Annotated in this window: 5 protein-coding genes, 1 pseudogene and 1 riboswitch; of the genes and pseudogenes, 2 read left to right on the top strand and 4 right to left on the bottom strand. The window is 71.9% G+C overall.

Annotation, left to right across the window (positions count from 1 at the left end):
• Positions 1-34 precede the first annotated feature (34 nt).
• Positions 35-349, bottom strand: coding sequence for a hypothetical protein (locus PSH25_RS14750; RefSeq protein ID WP_238659636.1), 315 nt, complete (start codon positions 347-349; stop codon positions 35-37).
• The gene (locus tag PSH25_RS14745; RefSeq protein ID WP_238659635.1) at positions 346-825 is read right to left on the bottom strand and encodes a type III secretion system chaperone family protein; all 480 of its coding nucleotides are present in this window, start codon (positions 823-825) and stop codon (positions 346-348) included. The genes PSH25_RS14750 and PSH25_RS14745 overlap by 4 nt, the downstream gene beginning before the upstream one ends.
• Before the next feature lie 113 nt (positions 826-938).
• Between PSH25_RS14745 and PSH25_RS14740 the strand changes: the two genes are divergently transcribed.
• Positions 939-3,398 carry a DNA translocase FtsK gene (locus PSH25_RS14740; protein ID WP_238659634.1) on the top strand — a complete coding sequence of 820 codons (2,460 nt, stop codon included), beginning with the start codon at positions 939-941 and terminating at the stop codon, positions 3,396-3,398.
• 66 nt (positions 3,399-3,464) lie between these two features.
• Here PSH25_RS14740 and PSH25_RS14735 read toward each other — a convergent pair whose 3' ends face one another.
• A complete protein-coding gene (locus PSH25_RS14735; protein WP_238659633.1) occupies positions 3,465-3,710 on the bottom strand; it encodes a hypothetical protein in 246 nt (81 codons plus the stop codon).
• An 82-nt stretch (positions 3,711-3,792) separates the two neighbouring features.
• Positions 3,793-4,107: a quaternary ammonium compound efflux SMR transporter SugE gene (gene sugE, locus PSH25_RS14730; RefSeq protein WP_112586602.1), complete on the bottom strand. Its 315-nt coding sequence runs from the start codon at positions 4,105-4,107 to the stop codon at positions 3,793-3,795.
• A gap of 61 nt (positions 4,108-4,168) precedes the next feature.
• Positions 4,169-4,239, bottom strand: a riboswitch (guanidine-III (ykkC-III) riboswitch).
• 92 nt (positions 4,240-4,331) lie between these two features.
• On the opposite strand from sugE, the pseudogene PSH25_RS14725 reads away from it, so the two are divergent.
• Positions 4,332-4,748: pseudogene (locus tag PSH25_RS14725) on the top strand (ornithine cyclodeaminase family protein); the annotation flags it as partial.

The raw sequence follows: 4,748 nt of genomic DNA, 5'->3' as shown, positions 1-4,748 counted from the left end.
CTTTTTTTTTTAATGCTCAGGCGCCCCCCCAGCTCTACCCTCTTTCCCTACCCGCCCCTCTTCCGCCCTCCAGCTCCCCGGCGGCGCACCGGTCGCCGGCGTGCCCGCCCCGCCGGTGGTCAACGTCGGCAACGGCCCACTGGCCGCCGCGGTCTCTGCCGGCGAGGCCCAGGTCGGCGCGCTCGGCGAGGCGTTCCAGGGCCACCTGCCGGGCCGGGCCGTCGGGGAGGTCCCGGGCCTCGGCGAGCGCGGCCTCCAACGCCGGTACGCGGCCGCGCGTGAGGCGGTCACCGGGGCCGGTGGGTGGCGTGCCGGTGCGGCTACCGATGAACTCGTCCCGGCCGGTCACGACGGCACCGCGCCGGGCAGTCGACGGACCGCCACGGCCAGCTGGCAGCCGGTGGAGATGCCACAGTCGAGCAGTTGGTCGAGCTGGTGTGGGGTCACGCCGCGTTCCAGGTCGGTGATCACCTCTCCGTACACCCGGGCCCGACCGTCGTCGTCGACGTGCACGAACGCCTTCGGCCAGAGCCGGTCGTGGTTCCAGGAGTTGCAGAACGCGTACAGGTCCGGCACCCGTTCGATGCCGAAGGTCGGATCGACCATGGTGCGGATCTGGAGCAGCTCCCCGTCGCCGCCGACGCGGAGGAACCAGATCAGGTTGTCGTCGAAGTCGCCCACCAACTCGTCGTCCGGGGTCAGGCCGACGGACCGGCCGCGGGCAGCGAGCACCGCGGCGACCAGTTCGCCGGTCAGCGGACGCAGTGCGCCAGGGTGCCCGGCCAGCGGATCTTCCGGATCGCCCTCGATTTCCGGCGACGCCATGGGGCATCCCTTCTGAGGCGGATATCACGACCGGCGGTGGGGTTCGTGTTACGACGCGCGGACACGACCCGGAAAAGCGGGGTTCTGCCCGGCCCCACCGTTACCGTGACTCTATGGCGGGCCGTACCTCTCAGGCGAGCCGGCGGCGCGGCGCGTCGCCGCGCGGTGGCACCAACAGTCGTGCCCGTCAGCCGGTGAAGAAGACCACCCGGGCACCGGTCCGACGTCGCACCACGCCGCCCCGGCCCGGCCCGGCGGTCTACGTCGGTCGCGCGGTCGGTGCACTGTGGATGGGGCTGGCGCACGGGATGGGCTGGGCCGTGCGTGCCGCCGGCCGGCAGGCCGCCTCGGCCCGTGACCTCGACCCGGAGCACCGCCGCGACGGTGCCGGGCTGCTCATGTTTGGGCTCGCCCTGCTCTCCGCCGTGGCGCTCTGGCTGTCCGGAGCCGGGCCGGTGGGCGCGCGACTGGCCGACACGATCCGGCTGTTCCTCGGGGCGATCTCGGTGGTCGTACCGGTGCTGTTGATGATCGGGGCGTGGCGGCTGATGCGTCAGCCGGCCGATCCGGAGCACCGGGGCCGTGGGCTGATCGGCTGGGGTTCGCTGCTGGTGTCGACCGCAGCGCTGCTCCAGATCGGTCAGGACCCGGCCGACCCGCTGCAACGTGACTTCGCCGGCGGCCTGGTCGGCGCGGGCGTCGGCGGGCTGCTGGAGCGGGCGGTGACCGCCTGGGTGGCGGTGCCGCTGCTCATCCTGCTGCTGCTCTTCGGCCTGCTCGTGGTGACCGCGACGCCGATCAACAAGATCCCCGAGCGGCTGGGCCTGCTCGCGGGTGGGCTGGTCGGCGCACCGGAGGCCGACGAGGAGGCGGACCAGCCGGACGCCAGGCCGGCGCGCAAGCGACCGGCGAAGCGGATGCCTCCGCCACTGGACCCGGACGACTTCGAGGACCTGGACGGCGCGGACCTCCAGGAGACCATGGTGCTGCCGCGCAAGTCTCCGGCGAAGGTGCCGGCGACCCGCAAGCCGCCGGCCGAGCCGCCGGAGCACTCGCCCGCCCCGACCCGGGCCGAGCAGCTCGCGTTGACCGGGCTGGCCGGGGACTACACCCTGCCGCCGGCCAACATGCTCAGCGCCGGTGCCGCCGCGAAGACCCGCAGCAAGGCCAACGACGAGGTGATCGCCGCGCTGACCGGCGTGTTCGACCAGTTCGATGTGGACGCGGCGGTCACCGGTTTCACCCGTGGCCCGACCGTCACCCGCTACGAGGTGGAGCTGGGGCACGGCGTCAAGGTCGAGCGGATCACCCAGCTGTCCCGCAACATCGCGTACGCGGTGAAGTCGCCGGACGTGCGGATCCTCAGCCCGATCCCGGGCAAGAGCGCCGTCGGCGTGGAGATCCCGAACACCGACCCGGAGAACGTCGCCCTCGGCGACGTGCTGCGCTCGCGGGCGGCGACCAGCGACCACCACCCGATGGTGGTGGCGCTCGGCAAGGACATCGAGGGCGGCTACGTGGTGGCCAACCTCGCCAAGATGCCGCACATCCTGATCGCCGGCGCCACCGGCGCGGGCAAGTCGAGCTGCCTCAACACCCTGCTGGTGTCCATCCTCACCAGGGCCACCCCGGACGAGGTGCGGCTGCTGCTGATCGACCCGAAGCGGGTCGAGATGACCGGCTACGAGGGCATCCCCCACCTGGTCACCCCGATCGTGACCAACGCCAAGAAGGCGGCCGACTCGCTGGACTGGGTGGTCCGCGAGATGGACATGCGCTACGACGACCTGGCCGCCAACGGGGTCCGGCACATCGACGACTTCAACCGCAAGGTCCGCAACGGCGAGATCAAGGCTCCGCCGGGCAGCGAACGTGAGATGCGCCCGTACCCGTACCTGTTGGTGATCGTGGACGAGCTGGCCGACCTGATGATGGTCGCGCCGCGCGACGTGGAGGACTCGGTCGTCCGGATCACCCAGTTGGCCCGGGCCGCCGGCATCCACCTGGTGCTGGCCACCCAGCGCCCCTCGGTCGACGTGGTGACCGGTCTGATCAAGGCGAACGTGCCGTCCCGGCTGGCGTTCGCCACCTCCTCCCTCGCGGACTCCCGGGTCATCCTCGACCAGCCGGGCGCGGAGAAGTTGCTCGGCCGTGGTGACGGGCTGTTCCTGCCGATGGGCGCCTCCAAGCCGGTCCGTATCCAGGGCGCCTGGGTCACCGAGCGCGAGATCGCCGATGTGGTGAAGTTCTGCAAGGACCAGCGTGAGCCGGAGTTCCGCAAGGACGTGCTGGCCCCGGCACAGGAGAGCAAGAAGAAGACCGACGAGGACATCGGCGACGACCTGGACCTGTTGGTGCAGGCGGTCGAGCTGGTGGTCACCTCGCAGTTCGGCTCGACCTCGATGCTGCAGCGCAAGTTGCGGGTCGGTTTCGCCAAGGCGGGCCGCCTGATGGACCTGATGGAGACCCGGGGTGTGGTCGGGCCGTCCGAGGGGTCGAAGGCGCGCGACGTGCTGGTCAAGCCGGACGAGCTGGACGAGGTCCTGGCCGGGCTGCGCGGCGACGGGGACTGACCGCAGCCGACCCCGGACGCACGACGGGCCCGCCGGTGTCCGGCGGGCCCGCGACGGGGGGAGTGGTCAGTTGTTGATCAACGCGCCGATGATCACCAGGCTGATGATCGCGGCGACGACGCTCGCCGCGGCGGCGTACCACCCCAGCGGCTTGTCACCGAGCACCGCGCCGACGACGCCCGCGATGACGCCGAGCACGCCGAAGATGATCGGGTTGAGCAGCAGGGCCAGGACCGCGAAGACGAAGCCCACGATGGTGAGGATGCGCGCGGCGTTGCTGCGGGGACGGGCGGTGCTCGGCATGTCGGCCATGTCTTCCTCCGGGTGAGAGCCTGTCGTGACGAATCGATCACTACCCATTGTGGGCGCTGGCCACGCCTGCCGACGGGGCATCTCAGTGGAAGATCTTCAACCCGATCACGCCCGCGACCACCAGCAGGAGGCAGAGGATTCGGGGCAGACTCGCCGACTCGCCGAGCGCCAGCATCCCGACCAGCGCGGTGCCGACCGCGCCGATGCCCACCCAGACCGCGTAGCCGGTGCCGACGGGGATGTCCCGCAGCGCGTACGACAGCCCGGCCATGCTCAGGAGCAGGGTCACCACGAACACCACGGACGGGACCAGCCGGCTGAAACCGGCGCTGCGGTCCAGGGCGATCGCCCAGGCCGTCTCCAGCAGTCCCGAGATCACCAGTACGAGCCAGGCCATCAGTCACCTCACCGGAAGCGCCCGGGGCTGCCGCGCCGGGACGAGTCGAGTCTGCACGTCACGCGGGGCGTCTTGGCCTGACCGGGTACGCCCACCACTCGTCCGGAGCGGCCACGAGCATCCGGCCACCGGTGCCGACGCTAGCACCGACCCCGGCGGCGGGGCGGTGACCACCGCCACGGTCCGTTGACCTCTACCTAACTTCAACGTGCAGTATCGCCAGCATGACCATGCTCTACGCCGACCCCGAGGTCGCCGCCGCGCTGGACGCCGCCACCACGGTCGACGCCATGCGCGCCGCCCTCCTGGCCGCGTACGAGGGACGCCTGATCGCGCCGCCCCGGGCCGCCGCGCCGCTGAGCGGCGGACGGATGGTGCTCACCGCCGGGCACCTGGTCGGCGAGTGGTACGGCTTCCGCTCGTACGACACCTTCGGCCACCCGCAGGGGGAGCAGCTGGTCGTGCTGCACGACGCCCGGACCGGGGCGGTGCGGGCGGTCGCGGTCGGCGAGGAGCTGGGCTCCCGTCGTACCGGAGGGTTGGGGGGCGTCGCGGTCGACGCGCTGGCCCGTCCCGACGCCGCCACCCTCGGGGTGATCGGCTCCGGCCGGCAGGCGTGGACCCAGGTCTGGGCCGCCGCC

Source organism: Micromonospora foliorum (assembly GCF_022229015.1).
GTDB lineage: Bacteria > Actinomycetota > Actinomycetes > Mycobacteriales > Micromonosporaceae > Micromonospora > Micromonospora foliorum.
Note: the sequence above shows the minus strand (reverse complement) of the source record. Positions and strands in the feature narration are given on the sequence as shown.